This window comes from Flavobacterium magnesitis (genome assembly GCF_041729735.1).
In the GTDB taxonomy this organism is placed as follows: Bacteria; Bacteroidota; Bacteroidia; order Flavobacteriales; family Flavobacteriaceae; genus Flavobacterium; species Flavobacterium magnesitis.
Genome location: NZ_JBCFQK010000031.1, coordinates 14,073 through 33,159, shown reverse-complemented (window position 1 = coordinate 33,159; position 19,087 = coordinate 14,073). Strand labels below are relative to the sequence as shown.

General features: G+C 33.7%; 11 protein-coding genes. 5 read left to right on the top strand and 6 right to left on the bottom strand.

Annotated elements, in window-relative coordinates:
• Nucleotides 1–107: 107 nt before the first annotated feature.
• The 4 genes from AAGV33_RS15355 to thrA all read right to left on the bottom strand — a co-directional run bounded on the left by AAGV33_RS15355 (nucleotide 108) and on the right by thrA (nucleotide 6,981).
• Nucleotides 108–1,808 carry a DUF262 domain-containing protein gene (locus tag AAGV33_RS15355; RefSeq protein WP_373393175.1) on the bottom strand — a complete coding sequence of 567 codons (1,701 nt, stop codon included), beginning with the start codon at nucleotides 1,806–1,808 and terminating at the stop codon, nucleotides 108–110.
• A 214-nt stretch (nucleotides 1,809–2,022) separates the two neighbouring features.
• On the bottom strand, nucleotides 2,023–3,312 hold the full coding sequence (thrC, locus tag AAGV33_RS15350) for a threonine synthase (RefSeq protein ID WP_373393174.1): 1,290 nt from the start codon (nucleotides 3,310–3,312) through the stop codon (nucleotides 2,023–2,025).
• A 118-nt stretch (nucleotides 3,313–3,430) separates the two neighbouring features.
• Nucleotides 3,431–4,351, bottom strand: a complete 921-nt coding sequence (locus AAGV33_RS15345; protein ID WP_373393173.1) for a homoserine kinase — start codon at nucleotides 4,349–4,351, stop codon at nucleotides 3,431–3,433.
• A gap of 182 nt (nucleotides 4,352–4,533) precedes the next feature.
• On the bottom strand, nucleotides 4,534–6,981 hold the full coding sequence (gene thrA / locus AAGV33_RS15340) for a bifunctional aspartate kinase/homoserine dehydrogenase I (RefSeq protein ID WP_373393172.1): 2,448 nt from the start codon (nucleotides 6,979–6,981) through the stop codon (nucleotides 4,534–4,536).
• A gap of 675 nt (nucleotides 6,982–7,656) precedes the next feature.
• Here thrA and AAGV33_RS15335 point away from each other — a divergent pair.
• The 3 genes from AAGV33_RS15335 to AAGV33_RS15325 all read left to right on the top strand — a co-directional run bounded on the left by AAGV33_RS15335 (nucleotide 7,657) and on the right by AAGV33_RS15325 (nucleotide 10,619).
• A complete protein-coding gene (locus AAGV33_RS15335) occupies nucleotides 7,657–8,301 on the top strand; it encodes a DUF47 domain-containing protein (protein ID WP_373393170.1) in 645 nt (214 codons plus the stop codon).
• A gap of 29 nt (nucleotides 8,302–8,330) precedes the next feature.
• Nucleotides 8,331–9,665 (top strand): inorganic phosphate transporter, encoded by a 1,335-nt coding sequence (locus AAGV33_RS15330; protein ID WP_373393169.1) that lies wholly within the window; start codon nucleotides 8,331–8,333, stop codon nucleotides 9,663–9,665.
• A gap of 105 nt (nucleotides 9,666–9,770) precedes the next feature.
• Nucleotides 9,771–10,619, top strand: coding sequence for an EamA family transporter (locus AAGV33_RS15325; protein WP_373393167.1), 849 nt, complete (start codon nucleotides 9,771–9,773; stop codon nucleotides 10,617–10,619).
• A gap of 68 nt (nucleotides 10,620–10,687) precedes the next feature.
• Here the strand turns inward: AAGV33_RS15325 and rimK are convergent, their stop codons facing one another.
• Together rimK and AAGV33_RS15315 are read right to left on the bottom strand one after the other, a co-directional pair.
• Nucleotides 10,688–12,064 carry a 30S ribosomal protein S6--L-glutamate ligase gene (gene rimK / locus AAGV33_RS15320; RefSeq protein ID WP_373393165.1) on the bottom strand — a complete coding sequence of 459 codons (1,377 nt, stop codon included), beginning with the start codon at nucleotides 12,062–12,064 and terminating at the stop codon, nucleotides 10,688–10,690.
• Between the two features lie 142 nt (nucleotides 12,065–12,206).
• On the bottom strand, nucleotides 12,207–14,756 hold the full coding sequence (locus tag AAGV33_RS15315) for an ATP-dependent Clp protease ATP-binding subunit (protein WP_373393164.1): 2,550 nt from the start codon (nucleotides 14,754–14,756) through the stop codon (nucleotides 12,207–12,209).
• A 257-nt stretch (nucleotides 14,757–15,013) separates the two neighbouring features.
• On the opposite strand from AAGV33_RS15315, the gene gyrA reads away from it, so the two are divergent.
• The gene (gene gyrA / locus AAGV33_RS15310) at nucleotides 15,014–17,662 is read left to right on the top strand and encodes a DNA gyrase subunit A (protein ID WP_373393162.1); all 2,649 of its coding nucleotides are present in this window, start codon (nucleotides 15,014–15,016) and stop codon (nucleotides 17,660–17,662) included.
• 41 nt (nucleotides 17,663–17,703) lie between these two features.
• A complete protein-coding gene (locus tag AAGV33_RS15305) occupies nucleotides 17,704–18,978 on the top strand; it encodes a tetratricopeptide repeat protein (RefSeq protein WP_373393161.1) in 1,275 nt (424 codons plus the stop codon).
• The last annotated feature ends 109 nt before the right edge of the window (nucleotides 18,979–19,087 follow it).

Genomic DNA, 19,087 nt, shown 5'->3' with positions numbered 1-19,087 from the left:
CATCAAGTAAATCGGCAAAGTATTTCTATTTGGTTGTTTGGACACGGACTCCGTAGAAGTTGAAAATGTACCACGCGAAAAGATTCGCGCGGTAGTGAGGGGTAATATTAGAATTTGCAGATATTATATATAATTTCAGATAATTTTGTAGTTCTTTTGTCGGATAATTCCTTAGTCCAGTATTCGTCAGTCTGATATTTTTTGCAAAAATCTTTAACTGTTCTAAGTTCTGATTTTTTAAGTTCTGGTAATTTTATAGATAATTTATCATTACCAATTGAACTATTAATTGCTTTTGCAAGGGGTAGTATATTACCAATTTCCAAAACCCATTGTGCGTTTACTTTTTGGCTTTCTATGTGTTCCAGTGTTACATTATTTATAGATAATTCATCAGTGTTTTGTAATGAAAGCTCAATTGTTTTAAATATGTATTGAATAATTTTTTTGTCTTTTGTATAACTATCACTAAACCTGATTTTTTTAAAATTATTATCAAAAATTTCAAAGGGAGGTAATTTTTTTGATAAACTTAAAATTAAGTCATTTAATGTGGCTTTAATAATTGATTTATCTTCTGTACTTTGTAAAAGTCTAGAAGATTTTGAATAAGTACTTTCTAAACCAGATGCTCTTGAGGAGCAAATAGCTGAAAAAATAAAATGAAATCTCTGTAGCCTATCTAAAAAATTAATAAGGTCAGTTAATTTTAAAAGTTTTTTACTATATAAATCCAATACAGTTAATACGATTGGTCGTGGTTGGACAACTTTGAAAACTTTTAATGCTAGTAAATGGTCAAATATTATTTTAGATTCTTGTTGCTTCCAATCACTGATCTGTGGAGATACAATTTTTATATAATCACTTGAAGCTTTTACCAATTCCTTTACAAAATTTGCATAGCTATCCTTATCTCTTTCTATATGTTTCTGGAATGAAGTATAAATTTTATTTTCAGTTAAGAATTCATATTTAGATATCCAATAATGTCTAAAAAATGCAGAAAGATTAATACTGTCTTCCCTTGATTTTAAATTATCTTTAATTTTTTTCCATTGTTCCTTAGCAAAATCACTTGGGTGTTCCTCGTCTAATATTTCAAATATTTTATTCTTAACTAAGTCAAGTGTTTCAAGATCTTTTCCTTTAGCATTTAAGGTTTCAAAGATAGTTTGAGCATCATTTTCATTTTCAACTGTAATGAAAATAGTTTTAAATTTTAATATTTGATCACGAATCGATTTTAATACATCGATGTAATTTTGATTAGGGAAAAATTTACTAATTTCCTTGTCTGAAAGATTTTTGTAAAAAAATTCATAGGAGTAAAGTAACTTATTTTCTTCTTCAGAATTTGGTTGATAATTTTCTTTTTCTATATTTTGAATTCGTCTTTGCAGAAAAGGTTTTGGATTTTCATTCTCTAGTTTAAAAAATGGCTTATAATCATCATCTTTACCTTCTACATAGGAATAGCAGCTTGACGAAAAATTTTGTTCAATATTTTTACTTATCTCAGTTAAGGCTGAAAGTAAAATTGTTATCGTTGTAAGTCTTTGTTGTCCATCAACTACTAAAAATTCTTGATCTTTTGAATCTTCCCCAACTAGTACTAATGATCCAATAAAGTAGTCTTGAGCTATTAATTTACCATCAATAATTTTTATTTGAGAATTTAGATCTTTCCAGAATTCCTCTAGCTCAGTTTTTTCCCAAGAATATTCTCTTTGATATCTGGGTATAATATACTTGCGATTTAAGGTTAAAATATCTTTTATTGTTCTTGGGTATGCTGATAAATTCATGTTTTTGTTAAATTATTATTTCTGCTACAAAGTAGCGACAATCTATCTTAGAGTGGATTTATAGATACTATTGAATGATCTATTTTAAACAAATATATACATAATATTTTTATTACAAATTATTAAGGTTAAATGTTTTTTAAATAAGAACATACTACAAAAAAAACGGCTAAAGATTGCTCCATAGCCGTTTGTGTATTTGTGTTTTGAAAGTCTATCCTAAAAACGCTTTCAATTCGTCATAAGTTTTGATTTTAGTACTTACTTTTTCTTTGTTCAGTACACTTTCAATTTGAGTTGGAATCGGTAATTGTATTCCTAAAGCCGGTTCAACTACGTCTAAAAACTTGATAGGATGAGCCGTTTCTAAGAAAACACCAATAGCGTTTGGGTAATTTTCCAATTCTTTTTTCAAACCTAAGTAACCTACTGCTCCGTGTGGTTCGGCAATGTAACCATCGGTTTTATAGATGTTTTTTAGGGCTTCTAAAGTTTCTTCGTCATTATAAGTATAAGAAGAAAAATCTTTTTTAAACTGCTCTAAATCGTTTCCATACATTTCCTGAATACGGATAAAGTTACTTGGATTCCCTACATCCATTGCATTCGAAATAGTTGCAATAGATGGTTTTGGATCGTAAATTCCGTTAGTTAAAAATCTTGGAACGGTATCATTTACGTTAGTTGAAGCTACAAAATGTTCGATATTTAATCCCATTTTCTTAGCGATAATACCCGCGCAAATATTTCCAAAATTACCACTTGGGCAAGAAAAAACTAATGGTTTGTTATGAAATTTCAATGCTTTGTAAGCAAAGAAGAAATAAAACATTTGTGGCAACCAACGTGCAATATTAATTGAATTAGCCGAAGTCAGGTTTTTGTGTTTCAAGCTTTCGTCCAAAAACGCTTTCTTCACCATATCCTGGCAATCGTCAAAAACACCGTCTACTTCCAGCGCTTTGATATTTTGTCCCAATGTAGTCAACTGTCTTTCCTGAATGTCGCTTACTTTTCCAGAAGGATAAAGAATCACGACTTCAACTCCTTGAACCGCCAAGAAACCGCTGGCAACAGCGCCTCCTGTATCTCCAGAAGTCGCTACCAAAACAGTATTCGTATTGTCTTTTTTGTCTTTGTTAAAATAACCCAGACAACGCGACATAAAACGCGCTCCAACGTCCTTAAACGCCATCGTAGGACCGTGGAATAATTCCAGAGAATAGATTCCGTTTTCTACAGGAACCACAGGGAAATCAAAGCATAAAGTCTCTGAAATGATTTGTTTTAGGGTTTCTGCTGGAATTTCGTCACCAACAAATTGCTGAATCGCTTCAAAAGCAATTTCCTCATGACTTAAGTTCTCAATATTGTCAAAAAAAGATTGTGGAAGCGGAGTGATGCTTTCCGGAAAATACAATCCTTTATCAGATGCTAATCCTTGAATTACGGCTTCCTGAAAAGAAACTTTTGGTGCGTTATGGTTTAAACTGTAATATTTCATTTTTTATAATAGTCCTTAGTTTATTAGTACTTAGTCCTTAGTTTTATTTTTTGGAGTCCTTAGTCCTTAGCCGTTAGTAATAAAACTAGGGACTAAGCACTAAGGACTAAATCACTTTTTAAATAACTCTCATTCCCGTATCATTCACTTTACAAACATGGATTTCATAAGGTAAATTCATCGTATCGTAAACTTCGCTCATGCCTTTAGCGATTTTATCTGCGGTTGCTTTTCCTCTGCTTAGTGCGAAAATAGAAGGACCAGAACCTGAAATTCCTGAACCTAAAGCTCCATTTTCTAAAGCCGATTGTTTGATTAAATCAAAACCAGGAATCAATACGCTTCGCAATGGTTCTACAATTTCGTCATGCAACGAACGTCCGATTAAATCGTAATCCTGAGTGTACAATCCAGCGATTAATCCGCCTACATTACCCCATTGCGTAATGGCGCTTTTTAGAGAAACGGTTTGTTTTAATACCGAACGTGCATCAGATGTTTTTAACTCAATTTGTGGGTGAATTACGGTTGCAAACAATTCGTCAGGACTATCAATTTTTATAATATCCAAAGGATTTGAACTTCTAACCAATGTGAATCCGCCTAAAAGGGCAGGGGCAACGTTGTCAGCATGTGCGTTTCCAGAAGCTAATTTTTCGCCTTGCATCGCAAATTTCACCAACTCTTTTCGGGTAAATGGATTGCCTAATAATTCGTTAGCAGCAAAAACAGCTCCTGCCGAACTCGCCGCCGAACTACCAATACCGCTTCCGGCTTTGATGTGTTTGTAAATTTCGATTTCGAAACCAAAATCGGCATCTACTTCTTCCAGCATTGCTAATAAAGCGACTCCCGCAACGTTTTTCTCGGTTTCCAATGGCAAATTAGCACCTTCAATTTTGGTGATGCGAATGCCTTTTTCAGCCGTTTTTCGAACAATCATTTCGTCTCCTACATTGTCTAAACACAATCCCAGAACGTCAAATCCACAGGAAAGGTTGGCAATAGTTGCAGGGCAAAATACTTTTACTTCATTCATAATTTATTGTTTTTGCCACGAAGGCTCAAAGGCACAAAATTTTATTTTTTAGATTCTTAAAAGGCTAACATTCTAAGCTTGTTTCATTCTGTTTTTCAAAAATTGATATTAGTTAACTTCGTAACTTATTATCCTTTAGAAAAACTCAAAAACTTAGAGTCTTAGCGTCTTAGTGGCTTATTCTAAACATTTCCAATTCTAATTACATCGGCAAAAATTCCCGAAGCGGTAACCGCTGCTCCAGCACCCGCACCTTTTATTAATAAAGGTTGGTCCACGTAACGATCAGTGAAGAATAAAACAATATTGTCTTTTCCTTCTAGATTATAGAAAGGATGGTCTTTTGGAATGAATTGCAAACCTACGCTTGCCTTTCCATTTTCAAATTGAGCCACAAATTTCAATCTACTGTCTTTTTGTATGGCTTCCGCCAAAATACCTTCAAAATGGCTGTTGTAAGTAATTAACGATTTGAAGAAATCCTCATTATTAGTAGTTGCCATACAAGCAGCAGGCAAGAACGATTGATTTTCAATATCTTCAATTTCCATTTGGTAGCCGCTTTCGCGAATTAAAATCAGGATTTTTCTGGCTACGTCAATTCCGCTTAAGTCAATTTTTGGATCAGGTTCAGTAAACCCTTGAACTCCTGCTTCTTTAACCACATCGTGGAACGAATTGTCTTTGTCGAAATTGTTAAAGATAAAGTTCAAACTTCCTGATAAAACCGCCTGGATTTTATGCACATTATCACCAGATGCGATTAGGTTTTTAACCGTGTCGATAATTGGTAATCCCGCACCAACATTGGTTTCAAACAAGAAAGGTGCATTGTATTGTCGTGATAATTTTTTCAGGTTTTTGTAATTGTCATAAGCCGAAGCACAGGCAATTTTGTTGCAAGTTACCACGCCAACACTTTGTTTCAAAAAGTGCTCGTAAGTAGCAGCAACATCAGCATTTGCAGTGATATCTACAAAAATAGAGTTACGTAAATTTAATCCAATTACTTTTTCGATAAACAATTCTCTGTTAGCTGTTTCTCCATTGTCAAGAGCTATTTGCCATGAATCCAGATCAATTGCATCGTCATCAAAATGCATTTTTCTCGAATTAGATAAGGCAATCACGCGAACGTTGATTTTTAGATTTTCTTTTAAGAATTTCTTTTGCTGGTGGATTTGCTCGATGAATTTTTCACCTACATTACCCACACCCATCACAAACAAATTCAATTGTTTAGTGTTTTCCTCAAAGAAGTTTTCGTGCAAAGTGTTCAAGGCTTTTTTAACGTCTCTTTCGTTAATTACTGCCGAAATATTTCGCTCCGAAGCACCTTGAGCAATCGCTCTGATGTTTACGTTATTTTTACCCAAAGTACTAAACATTCTTCCGCTTAGTCCCTGGTGGTTTTTCATGTTTTCGCCCACTAATGCAATAATGCATAAGTTTTTCTCCACAATGCAAGGATCAATTTTGTTTTGAGCAATTTCGATTTCGAATGCTTTGTTGATGGCGTTTTCAGCAACTTCGGCATCAGAATTCAAGATTCCGATACAAATAGAATGTTCCGAAGAAGCCTGAGTAATAAAAATTACATTGATGTTTTCGGAAGATAAAACCTCGAAAAGTCTTTTTGATGAACCCGAAACTCCAATCATTCCCGGACCTTCTAGTGTAATCAAACTGATATGCTGAATGTGGCTAATTCCTCTTACCGGATTTCCATTTGAAGTAGAAACATTAGAAATAAAAGTTCCTTCATTCTCTGGTTCAAAAGTATTTTTAATGTGAATTGGAATATTCTTTCTTAAAACCGGCTGAATTGTTGGCGGATATAAAACTTTGGCACCAAAATGCGACAATTCCATTGCCTCTTGGTATGAAATTGCAGCAATAGGTTGGGCTTGTTTTACAATTTTTGGGTTTGCAGTAAACATTCCGTTTACGTCAGTCCAAATTTCTAATTCGCTAGCATTTAATGCTCCAGCCATAATAGCTGCAGTATAATCCGATCCACCGCGACCTAAAGTGGTATTGATTTCGTCTAAAGAAGAAGCAATAAAACCAGGCATAACCACTACCTGAGACTCATTCGAACTAAAAAATGCAGTAGTCAATAAGTTAGTTACTTCAAAGTTTACAGCGGCTTTACCAAAATTGTTATTGGTTTTAATCAACTCACGGCTGTCTTTATAACTGCTGTTTTTTAGGTTTTGCTTTAAAGATTCTGCAATGATGTAAGATGAAAGTAATTCGCCAAAACTTAAAATAGTATCAGATGTTCTAGCCGATAATTCGCCCAAAAGGAAACAGCCGTCTAAAATAGTTTCCAGATGGTTGATGATTCTTTTAATATGGCTCAATAAACTGCTTTGTTCGCTTACAGGAATTAATTCTTTTAAAGCGTCTAAGTGTTTTTTCTCGATTTCAGCAACAATGTCTTTGTAGGTTTCATCGTTAGAAGCAGCTTTTGAAGCGGCTAATTGCAACAAATCCGTCACTTTGCTAAGGGCAGAAACAACTACAATCAGTTTGTCTTTTTTAGCTTTGTTGAGAACAATATCTAGAACTAGTTTTATATTTTTTGCATTGGCTACCGAAGTTCCGCCAAATTTTAATACTTTCATTTTGTTTGTTTTATTTTAAAAATGCAATACTTTATATACACCCAACAGCTTTCTTCTAATAAAAAAGTATGTATAAATTTAGGATTATATGTAATGATAAATACCCCTAAGGGGTAGTAGTAGTTGTAACAGAAATTGAAACCCAAATTTGAGTTGCTATCGGAGATTGATATATAGTTCTGTTGTCTTTCATAAGAGTTCCCAAAAATACAGTTTTTTATAAAAAGCAAAAACCTTTATTTGGTTTTTGTGAATAATTTTAAAAAAAGAGCAAATATATGTTTTTACTGCTTTTAATTATAACGATTCTTCTTTAAATTTTTAGAAATAACTTGTTTTTTGTGAAAATAATAGGAAGAAAGATTTATAAAAATGAGAAACTTTAAAAAACGTAGCCACTTAAAAAGTTTTAGAGTCTGTTTTGCTGTCGTTTTTTTTAGATTAAAATAGTGTGTTTTTTATTTTTAGGAATTCAGCAACTGAAAAGCTTCATTTTTTGATAAATAGCGGTTTTGTACTAATTGCTTTGCGAAGTATTTTCTATTTGGGTTAATTTATAATTTAAAAAAGCACAGATTACGTGAAAAAAACAAATTAGTGGATTATTAATTTTTAAAATGACTTTATCATGAAATAAAAAAAAGTATTTTTGCTTTCTAAAAAATAAAGTAAAAAATGTCAATAAACAGTATTTTCCAATTTTTAGTACCAAAGGATAAAAAATTCTTTCCACTTTTTGAAGAAGCTTCTAGTAATTTGATTGAGTTGGCTTCTAATTTGCACGAAGCTGTAAATCTTCCTTTGAAAGAAAGAGAAGTGCTTTTTCAGAAAATAGACGAATTAGAACAAAGAGGAGAAGATATTACCCGTCAAACTAATTTAGAGTTGAGTAGAAATTTTATTACTCCGTTTGATAGAGAAGACATTCACTCATTGGTTACTTCTATTGATAATGTTGCCGATCGTTTGCACGGTGCTTCAAGCATTATGCGATTGTATCAAGTGGATAAGATTACTAAATCCATTAGAAAATTGACAGAAATTAATCTTGAAGCTTGTCAGCATATCGAAATTGCGGTAAAAGAATTGAGAGATTTTAAAAATGCACATAAAATTAAAGCTGCTTGTGCTAAAATTTCTAAGTTAGAAAATAAATCAGATAATGTTTATAACAAAGCGGTTTTTGAAATTTTCGAAAATGAAACTGACGCTAAGAACATCATTAAATACAAAGAAGTATTATCAATTCTAGAATCAGCTACAGACAAATGTAAAAGTGTAGCAAGTGTTTTAGAGTCTATTTCGGTTAAACATTCTTAAATTTAATTTATTCTTTGAAGTAATCACTTATGACTTTACTTATCACAATTATAGTTTTAGCATTAATTTTTGATTACATAAACGGTTTTCATGATGCTGCTAATGCTATTGCAACGGTAGTTGCTACAAAAGTGTTAACTCCTTTTCAAGCAGTGGTTTGGGCTGCATTTTTTAACTTTTTAGCCTATTGGGTTTTTGGTTTTGGAGTAGCAGATACTGTGGCAAAAACAGCACACACTATAGATATCAACTTGATTGTAATTCTGGCAGGTGTTATTGCTGCCATTTGTTGGAATTTATTAACATGGTGGTTAGGAATTCCGTCGAGTTCTTCTCATACTTTAATTGGTGGATTTGCTGGTGCAGCCGTAGCTCACGCTATTTATATGCACGGTTTTTCAGATTATACTGTAGTTGAAGATGGTGTTACTATCACTAGACATTGGTATAATATTGTAAACTGGTATGATCCGGGAAAACCAGGTGGATTGCCAACAGGAGTAATGATTATTATTGCTTTTATATTTTTGGCACCATTAGTAGGAGCAATCGCTTCTTATTTAATTTCGATTTGGTTGTTAAACGCTGCCAGAAAAAGTATTTATCCAAAGATTTTTACAATACTATTGATGATTGCTACGGTATGGTTTGTAAGCCACATGATGATTAATGATATTGGTAAGCCAAGATTTGAATCTCATTTTTGGAGTGTCGCTTTTGAACCTCATAATATAAAATGGCTTTTAGTTGGTTTTATTGTTTTATCAATCAGTACATTTTGTTTGTTTTTCAGTAGTTTGAGTCATCATCAATCGGAGAAAATGCTAAAAAAGATGCAATTGCTATCTTCAGCAGCATTTAGTTTAGGACATGGTGGTAACGATTCTCAAAAAGTAATGGGTATTATTGCAGCAGCGGTAATTGTTTATGTAAACAGTGAAGGAGTGGCTTTAGAGTCAATGCCTAGCTGGTTGCAAGTAGCTTTGCCTGATGGAGATACTCCGGGGATTATGCCAGAGTGGATTCCGTTAGCTTGTTATTCGGCTATTGCGGCAGGAACATTGAGCGGTGGTTGGAAAATTGTAAAAACAATGGGATCTAAGATTACCAAAGTAACTTCTTTTGAAGGTGTTGCGGCAGAAACAGCAGGAGCTTTAACCTTATATTTTACCGAACATTTAAAAATTCCAGTAAGTACAACTCATACGATAACAGGTTCTATTATTGGTGTTGGGTTAACCAAAAGAGTTTCGGCAGTAAGATGGGGAGTAACTGTTAGTTTGATTTGGGCTTGGATTTTAACCATTCCTATTTCGGCACTTTTAGCGGCCATTTGCTATTATATATTAAATATTTTTTTGTAAAATAAAATAAAAATATACTAAGCCATCCGATGCATCGGATGGCTTTTGTTTTTTAGTGCTTTTTGTAAAACAAAAGTTTTTGTTTGTGTTTAAAATCAATTGGTTATGTTGTATTTGTTGCTAAGTGTTATTTGTAGTGTGGCTGTGGGAGTGATTTTTAAAATAGCTCGAAAATGGTCTACGAATGCAAAGCAAATAGTATTGTTTAATTACCTTTTTGCACTGTTGCTTTGTTACGCTGTTTTTTCTCCGGATGTAACCGCAATTACAGCCGAAACTCCATTTTTACTTTATGGAGGTTTGGGAATTTTGTTGCCCGTAGTTTTCCTGTTTTTGATTACATCAATCAAAAATATCGGAATTGTAAAAACCGACGCGGCTCAAAGATTATCTTTATTTGTGTCTATTTTGGCAGCCTGGTTGCTTTTTAAAGAAGTGTTTTCAATTACTAAACTAATCGGAATTACAATTGGTTTTCTGGCTTTATTTTGTGTTCTGAATAAAACTGCTGATAATACAAAATCAGATTTTAAATATCCTATTTTAGTTTTTTTAGGTTTTGGTATTATTGATATTTTGTTCAAAAAAGTAGCTGCTTTTACCGCTATTCCATATACAACTTCTTTGTTTGTAATTTTTAGTATCGCTTTCTTTTGTATGATTGGTGCGGTGTTGTACGAAATGATAGTTCAGAAGAAATCTTTTGAACTCAATAATCTCTTTTTTGGATTCTTGGTGGGCGGTTTTAACTTTGGAAATATATTGTTTTATTTGAAAGCACATCAGGCTTTCTCGACAAATCCATCTACTGTTTTTGCGGGAATGAATATGGGAGTTATTCTACTAGGAAGTATAGTAGGTATAGTTGTTTTTAAAGAGAAATTATCAAAACTAAATTATCTGGGACTTGTTTTAGCACTTTTGTCTATAGTGCTTATTGTAGTTTCAACTTAAAACAATTTTCCTCCCTTTAGGACTGGGTGAAGAAAATTGTTTTAAAGTGAAAAAAAATAAAAAGATTCTTAAATTTTTATTGTTTCCATTTTGAAGTTTTTCTCGATAGCCTTAATCATTTCTCCAGCGATATCTTTGTTAGTTGCTGTTTCGATTCCTTCAAGACCAGGTGAAGAGTTTACTTCAAGCAATAGAGGCCCTTTTGAAGAACGAATAATATCTACACCTGCTACTTTTAAATCCATAGCTTTAGCGGCTTTAATGGCTATTTTTTTCTCTTCTGGAGTTGCTTTGATAATTGAAGCTGTTCCGCCAAGGTGGATGTTGGCTCTAAATTCACCTGGCATGGCTTCACGCTGAATAGTAGCTACTACTTTTCCGTCTACTACAAACAGACGTAAATCTTTACCGTTAGCTTCCTTGATGAATTCCTGAACAAGAATATTAGCATTCAAACTTTTGAAAGCATTGATAACACTTTCTGCCGCTTTTTTTGTTTCGGCTAAAACCACTCCTTTTCCCTGAGTTCCTTCCAATAATTTTATGATTAAAGGTGAACCACCAACCATTTTTATTAAATCGTCTGTGTCTAAAGGAGAATTAGCAAAACCAGTTGTCGGAATATCAATTCCGCTATTCAAAAGTAATTGTAGTGAATATAATTTATCTCGCGATTGTGTTATGGCTGTAGCCGAATTTAAGCAAAACACCTTCAATGCTTCAAATTGACGTGTTAAAGCGCAGCCGTAAAAGGTAATACTTGGTCGAATTCTAGGAATGATAGCGTCAAATTGATTCAGTATTTTTCCGCCACGATAATGAATCTCAGGAGTTTTAGCATCTAGTTTGATGTAACATTCTTTGATGTTCAAGAAGTGCATTTCGTGACCACGCATTTCTCCTGCTTCCATGATTCTTTTGTTGCTATACAATTCAGGATTGCTTGCTAATAAACCAATACGTAACCCGCTAGGTGCTTTTTCCGAATTCTTATAGATTTCTTTTAGGCTGTCGGAAGTGGGTTGACCCAATAAAAATCGTTGTTCAGGATCAACAAGGATTCTTCCGCTCATGGCTTCACGGCCTAAAAGCATACGGAAACCCATAGTATCTCTGTTGGTTAAAGTCATTTCTATTGGCCAAATGGTGTCGCCAATTTTTAGATTGGTTTGAATAACGTAGCGTTGTTCTCTAAATCCGCTTGAACTTTTTACAATTCTTTTGTCTACCAAAGGGGCTTCACAATGAATAATGGTTTTAGAATTGTTTTGGATGGGATTAATATCAAATTTGACCCAATTTGTTTCGTTTTTTATAAATGGGGCAATATTAATAGCGTGTAGGGCAGAAGTTTTTGCTCCCGAATCTACTCTGGCTTTTATTGTTGGAATTCCTAATTCAGGGAATGAACACCATTCTTCGCTACCTACAACTACTTTATTCATTATTTTATTGGATTGAGATTGTATTATGTAAAACGCCAAATGTAGTTATTTGTTATTTAAATTACTGCCAATTGTGTTAAAAGAATAAACCCGTTATGTTATGAAAACGTAACGGGTTTAAGTATGAAAAGGATAGCAATTTTTATGGATTAGTTGCTTCTCCTGCTTTTTGAATTTTTACAGTTAATTCCTGAGAACCGTCTTCGATATCCATAAAAATTTCATCTCCAGCTGTAATTTTTGAAGTGATGATTTCCTCGGCAAGAGTATCTTCTACATACTTTTGAATCGCTCTTTTTAATGGTCTTGCACCAAATTGCTTATCAAAACCTTTATCTGCAATAAATGCTTTTGCTTTATCAGAAAGATTCAATTGGTATCCTAAATCAGCAACTCTGGCATATAGTTTTTTCAATTCGATTTCGATAATTAAATCAATATCATGTTTCTCTAAAGCGTTAAATACAATTACATCATCAATTCTGTTTAAGAATTCAGGTGCGAATGTTTTCTTCAAAGCATTTTCAATGATACTTTTCGAATTATCATCTGCTTGCGCCACTTTAGCAGCAGTTCCAAAACCTACTCCCTGACCAAAATCTTTTAATTGTCTTGCTCCAACATTAGAAGTCATGATGATAATAGTGTTTTTGAAATCAATTTTTCGACCTAAACTATCTGTTAAAAATCCGTCATCTAATACTTGTAAAAGCATGTTGAAAACATCTGGGTGTGCTTTTTCTATTTCGTCTAAAAGAACAACTGCATAAGGTTTTCTGCGTACTTTTTCAGTTAATTGTCCACCTTCTTCGTAACCTACGTATCCTGGAGGTGCACCAATTAAACGAGAAATAGCAAATTTTTCCATGTATTCACTCATGTCAATTCGTACTAAAGCATCTTCAGAATCGAATAATTCTTTAGCTAAAACTTTAGCCAATTGTGTTTTTCCAACACCAGTTTGACCTAAGAAAATAAAAGAACCAATAGGACGATTTGGATCTTTCAATCCAGCACGATTTCTTTGAATTGAACGAGCAATTTTTACAACAGCTTCGTTTTGACCAATAACTTTACTTTCGATAAGTTGTGGTAATTTGGCTAATTTATTGCTTTCTGTTTGTGCAATACGATTTACTGGAATTCCAGTCATCATAGAAACTACATCGGCAACATTGTCTTCTGTTACTTCAATTCGGTTGCTTTTAGCATCCTCTTCCCATTGTTCCTGAGCAATAGCTAAATCTTTTTCGATGCGTTTTTCGTCATCGCGAAGTTTAGCAGCTTCTTCGTATTTCTGTTTTTTAACAACAGCATTTTTTAATTCTCTAATGTCTTCTAATTGACGTTCTAAGTCTAATATTTTCTTAGGAACTTCAATGTTAGTGATGTGAACACGTGAACCTGCCTCGTCTAATGCATCGATAGCTTTGTCTGGTAAAAAACGTTCCGACATATATCGGTTGGTTAATTTTACACAAGCTTCAATAGCTTCTTGAGTGTAGGTAACATTGTGGTGATCTTCGTATTTGTTTTTCACGTTGTTCAAAATGGTAATTGTTTCTTCTACTGAAGTAGGTTCTACAATAATTTTTTGAAAACGTCTTTCTAAAGCACCATCTTTTTCAATGTACTGTCTGTATTCGTCTAATGTTGTTGCACCAATACATTGTATTTCGCCTCTGGCTAATGCTGGTTTGAACATGTTAGACGCATCTAAAGATCCAGTAGCTCCGCCCGCACCAACAATGGTGTGAATTTCGTCAATGAAAAGGATAATGTCGTCATTTTTTTCTAATTCGTTCATTACTGCTTTCATGCGCTCTTCAAACTGTCCACGGTATTTAGTTCCAGCAACTAAACTGGCTAAATCTAAAGTAACAACGCGTTTGTTGAAAAGAATTCGGGATACTTTCTTTTGGATAATACGCAATGCTAAACCTTCGGCAATTGCTGATTTTCCAACTCCTGGTTCTCCAATTAATAATGGATTATTTTTTTTACGACGGCTTAGAATCTGACAAACACGCTCAATTTCTTTTTCGCGTCCTACAACAGGGTCTAGTTTTCCTTCCTCTGCCATTTCAGTCAAGTCTCTACCAAAATTGTCTAAAACAGGAGTTTTAGATTTCTTGTTGGACTTGTTGGCTGGATTATTGAAATTACCTTCTTTTAAACTGTCATCTTGTCCTAAATCGTCGTTATAAGAGTCAGTAGCTCTTGGTAAATTTTCTAAGAATTCTTCTTCGTTTGGTGTCATATTTAGATATTGTTCTTTAGCTATATCATAATCTATTTTTAGTTTATTCAATAGCTTGGTTGTAGGATCGTTTTCGTTTCTTAAAATACATAATAATAGATGAGCCGTACTTACTAACGGACTCTGAAAAACCTTGGCTTCAAGAAAAGTCGTTTTAAGAGCACGCTCCGCCTGACGAGTCAAATGCAGGTTTTTCTTTTCTAAATTACTATCTATTCCCGGGATTGCAGGGCTTAGGATTTCTACCTTTTTACGTAAATGATCCAGGTCGATTGATAAATTGTTTAATATCTGTATTGCTTTACCATTACCATCTCTAAGGATACCAAGCATCAGGTGTTCTGTCCCAATGAAGTCATGACCCAGTCGTAAAGCTTCTTCTTTACTGTAGGTAATAACATCTTTTACTCTTGGTGAAAAATTATCATCCATAATATTTATTTATAGTATGTGTAAATTTAGTGAATTACTAATTGAAAAACAAAAACCGTACCTAGAGTACTTATGTCAGCTAATAGACAAAAAAAAAGCCAGAAAAGCTTGGTTTTATTTTTAATTTATTAAACAAAAGCCAATGTTAATTTGTTAATAAATCATTGAAATTAGTGTATTGAAAAGCTTTTAAAAATTTCAAAAAGCCGTATATTGGCACGTTTTGAAATGAATATAATTATTTAATATAACAACTTATGTCTGAAGGAGAAAAGTTAATTCCTATTAACATAGAAGATGAAATGAAATCAGCTTACATTGATTATTCAATGTCGGTAATTGTATCAAGAGCGCTTCCAGATGTTAGAGATGGTTTGAAGCCAGTGCATCGAAGAGTACTTTATGGAATGTATGATTTAGGAGTAACTTCAAGATCTGCTCATAAAAAATCCGCAAGAATTGTCGGGGAAGTTTTAGGAAAGTACCATCCACACGGAGATACTTCTGTTTACGACGCTATGGTTCGTATGGCTCAGGAGTGGAGTATGCGATATTTATTAGTTGATGGTCAAGGTAACTTTGGTTCTGTTGATGGGGATAGTCCAGCAGCAATGCGTTATACTGAGGCCAGAATGCGCAAGTTTTCAGAAGAAATATTGGCAGATATCGAAAAAGAAACAGTTGACTTCCAACTAAACTTTGATGATACTCTATATGAGCCAAAAGTAATGCCAACCCGTGTTCCTACTTTATTGGTAAACGGAGCAACAGGTATTGCGGTAGGTATGGCCACTAATATGCCACCTCACAATTTAACAGAAGTTATTAATGGTACATTAGCTTACCTTGATAATAATGATATTGAAATAGACGAATTAATGACGCATATTAAAGCTCCAGATTTTCCAACTGGAGGTGTTATATATGGTTATGAAGGAGTTCGTGAAGCATTTAAAACTGGAAGAGGACGTATTGTAATGCGTGCTAAAGTTGGTTTTGAAGAAGTAGACGGAAGAGAATGTATTATTGTAACTGAGATTCCTTTCCAGGTTAACAAGGCTGATATGATTAAGCGTACAGCTGATTTAGTTAACGAGAAAAAAATCGAAGGAATTGTTAATATTCGAGACGAATCAGATAGAAATGGTATGCGTATCGTTTATATCCTGAAACGTGACGCTACTCCAAACGTAGTTTTGAATACTTTATATAAATTCACTCAATTACAATCTTCTTTTAGTGTCAATAATATTGCATTAGTAAAAGGTCGCCCACAAATGTTGAATCTAAAAGATATGATTCACTATTTTATTGAGCACCGCCATGATGTAGTAGTTAGAAGAACACAGTTTGAATTACGCAAAGCTGAAGAAAGAGCACATATTCTTGAAGGTTTAATTATTGCTTCTGATAATATCGACGAAGTAATCGCATTGATTAGAGGTTCTAAAAACACTGAGGAAGCTCGTGAAAAATTAATCGAAAGATTCAAATTATCGGATATTCAGGCTCGTGCTATTGTTGAGATGCGTTTGCGTCAATTAACAGGTCTGGAACAAGACAAGTTAAGGGCAGAGTACGAAGAATTGATGAAGTTGATCGATCATTTGAAAGCTTTATTAGCTGATGTAAATTTAAGAACTGATTTGATCAAAGAAGAGCTTACTGAAATTCGTGAGAAATATGGTGATGAGCGTCGTTCTCAAATTGAATATTCAGGAGGAGATGTTAGTATCGAAGATTTAATTGCCGATGAGAATGTAGTGATTACCATTTCGCACGCAGGTTACATCAAACGTACAAACCTTACAGAATACAAAACGCAAAATAGAGGTGGAGTTGGACAAAAAAGTGCTGGAACAAGAGATCAGGATTTCTTAGAGCATATGTTTGTGGCTACAAATCACCAATATATGATGTTCTTTACCCAAAAAGGAAAATGTTTCTGGATGCGTGTTTATGAAATTCCAGAAGGAAGCAAAACGGCAAAAGGTAGAGCGATTCAGAATTTGATTAACATCGAAAGTGATGATAAGGTAAAAGCATTTATCTGTACTCAGGATTTAAAAGATCAGGATTATATCAAGACGCATAACCTGGTTATGGTAACTAAGCAAGGTCAGGTTAAGAAAACGTCTTTAGAGAAATATTCTAAACCTCGTGTAAACGGTGTTGCTGCCATTACTATTAAAGAAGGTGATGAGTTATTAGGAGCTGAGTTGACTAATGGTGAAAGCCAAATTATCTTAGCGGTTAAGTCTGGTAAATTAGTTCGTTTTGAAGAAACTAAGACGCGTCCAATGGGAAGAACAGCTTCTGGAGTTCGTGGAATTACGTTGAAAGACGATACGGATGAAGTGATTGGTATGGTTACTGTAGACAAAGATAATATCAACGATTCGCAAATTTTAGTAGTTACTGAAAACGGATACGGTAAACGTACCAAATTAGTTGACGAAGATGGTGAAGACGTTTACAGAATCACGAATCGTGGTGGAAAAGGTGTTAAGACCCTTAATATCACCGAGAAAACAGGAAGTTTGATTTCGATTAGTGCGGTTACGGATGCTGATGATTTGATGATTATCAATAAATCAGGATTAACGATTAGAATGGCTATTGAAGATTTACGAGTAATGGGTCGTGCTACGCAAGGAGTTCGATTGATTAATTTAAAAGGTAAAGATTCTATTGCTGCTGTAACAAAAGTGATGAAAGATGATGTTGCTGAAGTTATCGTTGATGAGGAAGGTAATGTTATCGAAACTGTAGCTATCGAAAGAGTGAAACCGGATTTAGAAGTTCTGGAAGATGACGGAGTGGTAGAAGATGATGACGATGAAGACGATGTTGCTGACGAAGAAGAATTAGATGAAGATGATTCTGAGGAAGAAGACGAAGAATAAACTACGATCAAAATAAATTATAAATATTAAAAATGAATATTATGAATGGTAAATTTGTAATGCTAGCCTCAGCTTTATTGCTGTCTGTTGCAACTTTTGCTCAGAAAAAAGAACTGAAAGCAGCCGAGAAAGCTGTAAGAGGCGGAGATATGAAAGAAGTGTTAGAACTTTTAAAAGCGGTTGAGCCAGTATTGGCTAATGCTTCTGATGAAGAAAAAGCACAGTATTATTTTTTAAAAGGAAATGCGCATTTGGATTTGGTAGATAAAAAAATCGATACCGATGCAAATATGAAATTAGCAGCTGATACTTACAAAGAATTAATTGCTGCTGAAAAAGCATCTGGAAAACAAAAGTATTCTGCACAAGCAGCAACTTCGATTACTAAAATTAAAGGTTTATTAATCAATAGTGCAGTTGCAGCAACTAAAGAAAATAACAATACTGAAGGAGCTCAAAAGTTACACGAAGCCTATTTGTTAGATAAAAAAGATACTATCAATCTTTATTATGCAGCTTCAACATACGTAAGTGCTAAAAATTACGATAAAGCAATGGAATTGTATAATGAATTAAAAAGCATTAACTATTCTGGAAAAGCTACGGAATACCTTGCTGTAAGTAAGGTTAGTGGAGATGAAGTTGGATTTCCTTCTGCTGATGAAAGAGATAAAGCAGTAAAAATTGGAACTCATGAAAAACCTAGAACGGAAGAAATTCCTTCTAAAAGAGGAGAGATTTACAAAAACATGGCTTTGATTTTAGTAGATCAAGGAAAAATTGCTGAAGCTAAAAAAGCAGTTGCTGATGCCAGAACAACTAATCCTGATGATTCTTCGTTGATGTTAACTGAAGCTAACTTGTATTTACAAACTAAAGATTTTGACAAATACAAGCAAATAATTACTGAAGTATTAGCTAAAAATCCTGATGATGCTGGATTAGTTTATAACTTAGGTGTTATTTCTGCTAATGCAAATAATAATGCAGAAGCTGAGAAATATTACAAAAGAGCAGTAGAAATCAAACCTGATTATACTAATGCTTACATCAACTTAGCGGTTTTAAAATTGCAAGATGAAAAAGGTCTTATTGAAGAAATGAATAAGTTAGGTACTTCAGATAAAGACATGAAGCGTTATGACATATTAAAAAAGAAAAGAGAAGATTTGTTTAGAAGTACTTTGCCTTACTTGAAAAAAGCCTACGAATTAGACCCTGACAATGCAGATATTGTAAAAACACTTTCAGGAGTTTACGGAGCTTTAGAAATGACTGCAGAGAAAAATGCATTAAAAGCTAAAGCTGCAAAATAAGTTAAAAAAAAATTATACTAAAAGCCATCTTTTGATTCCATTAAAAGATGGCTTTTTTTGTTGTACTATTCAAGACCACTAATATAATTTGTAATTTTGCTTTTCTTAA

What these genes read in the sequence shown, in the direction of transcription:
- AAGV33_RS15355 (WP_373393175.1), bottom strand. Translation starts at nt 1,808, where the DNA reads ATGAATTTATCAGCATACCCAAGAACAATAAAAGATATTTTAACCTTA.
- thrC (WP_373393174.1), bottom strand. Translation starts at nt 3,312, where the DNA reads ATGAAATATTACAGTTTAAACCATAACGCACCAAAAGTTTCTTTTCAG.
- AAGV33_RS15345 (WP_373393173.1), bottom strand. Translation starts at nt 4,351, where the DNA reads ATGAATGAAGTAAAAGTATTTTGCCCTGCAACTATTGCCAACCTTTCC.
- thrA (WP_373393172.1), bottom strand. Translation starts at nt 6,981, where the DNA reads ATGAAAGTATTAAAATTTGGCGGAACTTCGGTAGCCAATGCAAAAAAT.
- AAGV33_RS15335 (WP_373393170.1), top strand. Translation starts at nt 7,657, where the DNA reads ATGTCAATAAACAGTATTTTCCAATTTTTAGTACCAAAGGATAAAAAA.
- AAGV33_RS15330 (WP_373393169.1), top strand. Translation starts at nt 8,331, where the DNA reads ATGACTTTACTTATCACAATTATAGTTTTAGCATTAATTTTTGATTAC.
- AAGV33_RS15325 (WP_373393167.1), top strand. Translation starts at nt 9,771, where the DNA reads ATGTTGTATTTGTTGCTAAGTGTTATTTGTAGTGTGGCTGTGGGAGTG.
- rimK (WP_373393165.1), bottom strand. Translation starts at nt 12,064, where the DNA reads ATGAATAAAGTAGTTGTAGGTAGCGAAGAATGGTGTTCATTCCCTGAA.
- AAGV33_RS15315 (WP_373393164.1), bottom strand. Translation starts at nt 14,756, where the DNA reads ATGGATGATAATTTTTCACCAAGAGTAAAAGATGTTATTACCTACAGT.
- gyrA (WP_373393162.1), top strand. Translation starts at nt 15,014, where the DNA reads ATGTCTGAAGGAGAAAAGTTAATTCCTATTAACATAGAAGATGAAATG.
- AAGV33_RS15305 (WP_373393161.1), top strand. Translation starts at nt 17,704, where the DNA reads ATGAATGGTAAATTTGTAATGCTAGCCTCAGCTTTATTGCTGTCTGTT.